The 1949-nt window shown below is 36.0% G+C and carries 3 protein-coding genes; all 3 read left to right on the top strand.

What is annotated here, in order from left to right; genetic code table 11:
* Positions 1–88 precede the first annotated feature (88 nt).
* Positions 89–958: a diadenylate cyclase gene (locus tag HX743_RS15915; RefSeq protein ID WP_236093738.1), complete on the top strand. Its 870-nt coding sequence runs from the start codon at positions 89–91 to the stop codon at positions 956–958.
* A 23-nt stretch (positions 959–981) separates the two neighbouring features.
* On the top strand, positions 982–1581 hold the full coding sequence (locus tag HX743_RS15910; RefSeq protein WP_178319665.1) for a pancortin-3: 600 nt from the start codon (positions 982–984) through the stop codon (positions 1579–1581).
* Between the two features lie 124 nt (positions 1582–1705).
* Positions 1706–1949: transposase (locus HX743_RS15905; RefSeq protein ID WP_178319664.1), on the top strand; the 244-nt coding region annotated here is incomplete at its 3' end.

The raw sequence follows: 1949 nt of genomic DNA, 5'->3' as shown, positions 1-1949 counted from the left end.
GTATTTGGATTGTCACTGCTTGCTCCAAAGTTAACATGTTGAGCAGTCCAAAATGACCGCTATATTAACCAAGGGGGTCAGTTTTTAAATGCCATTAGGGGGTCATTTTTACACTGCCGCTAACAATGGATTAGGAGATTTGAAAACAACTCATGATCCAAGTGAACAAGATGCTTTTACTATTAATTTTCTTGACCATTACTATTGGGAGTTATGTTGTGGCGAACAAGTGCTTCTTCGCAGTAAATATGGAGTGCCTAAACTTCCGCAAGAGTATTTTGATCAACAATCTTTTATAGCGAATTATATTCGCTTATTTCCTCTATCTTCAGTTGAGGATAGTTTGCATTTGTGGAATCTATTACAAGTCCAGATAAAACAAGAATATGGTAGCATGATTGTTGTCACAGAAGATGCAGCTATTGAAGCGAAAAGGCTAAGTAAACAGGGTACTTCAATTGTGGCAACTCGTTTAACAGAAACATTGCTTGAAACTATTAGTAGTATTGATGGCACAATTTTGCTTGATCCTTATGGTGTTTGCCATGCGTTTGGGGTTATTTTGGATGGTGAAGTTAATGACAAATGTACACCCTCTAGGGGGGCAAGATATAATTCAGGAGTTCGTTATGTATACTCTGAAGGTAGATGTGCTCTTGCAATAGTTGCATCAGATGATAAAACTATTGATATTATTCCTGAAATTCGTCGTTTAGTAAGTCGTTCTTTACTTGAGCGATATGTCAAAACATTTATTGCATCAACCATTGAAAATTTTCATGATTCTAGGAATTGGCTTGATAAGCATAGGTTCTATATTAATGCTGAACAATGTGAGCAGCTTAATTCTACGATTGATCGTTTAGATAATAGTCCGCAAGAAGTAGGTCGCATATATTTTGGAACAGATAAATTTGAGGTGCATACTGATTTTAATGAAAGTTATCTAATTGATTAAACTTTTAATATTTGGAGAACTTTATGCATGATTATGCGGTATTTGGGCATGATAGAGCATCAATTGGAAGATGGCTTGGGTTTGCTGCGATAGTTGTAGCTGGTGGAGTTGCTCAAATTTTAGCTATGGCAAGTAATTTGACTGGTCTAGACGCTTTTACAAAAGCGACTATTACGACTGGTTTAGTGTATTTAGCACTTCATTGGTTGTTTAATAAATGGATATGGAAAGTTCCATTTTTTGAAATTCCTGATATTAGTGGAGAATGGAAAATAATGGGCCAAACTTTAAATGATGATGGTTCTACTAAATATGATTGGAATGGGGTAATTGGAATTGAACAAACATGGAAATGTATTTTAATTCATTTGAGGACACCAAAAAGCCAAAGTATGAGTTATACAGCAACTCTTTCTCGTAGATATGGGCCAACAGGCGGATGGTTACTAAGTTATAGTTATAAAAATGAACCTGAGTTAGAAAAAGCACATGAGTTAAACTCCCACAAGGGCTATTGCGAAATTGAGTTTGATAAAGAGTTAAAGTATGGGAAAGCTTCTTATTTCAATAGTTCAGGTAGAAAGACTTTTGGGATCATAAGTTTAGAAAAAATAAGCGAATGATTCAGTTGTGATGAATTGGTGTCTGAGCTGCCTAGTCAAAGACATGTAAGAAGTATTTTGCGGCAAGTGAGAATTGAACCGTACCGGGTTTGTCGGAGACCAAGCTTTCTGAGAGAATGTCCCGATGAAAAAAGTAAAATATACCCCTGAAATCAGAGAAAGAGCTGTTCAATTATTGATTGAATCCGAGAAAGATTATCCATCGAATTGGGCTGCGATCACCGCTATTGCTCCCAAGATAGGTTGTACTCCTGAAACTCTACGTGTTTGGTATCAAAAATATTTAGATAAACAAAACCCAATTAAAGTACAGCAACTTTCAGATCAAGAACGTATTAAACAACTCGAACGTGAAAATAAAGAACTGC

It is taken from the genome of Acinetobacter sp. Swhac1 (assembly GCF_013390985.1).
GTDB classification, from domain to species: domain Bacteria; phylum Pseudomonadota; class Gammaproteobacteria; order Pseudomonadales; family Moraxellaceae; genus Acinetobacter; species Acinetobacter towneri.
The sequence above is the reverse complement of the archived record's forward strand: the minus strand, read 5'-3'. Positions and strand labels throughout refer to the sequence as shown.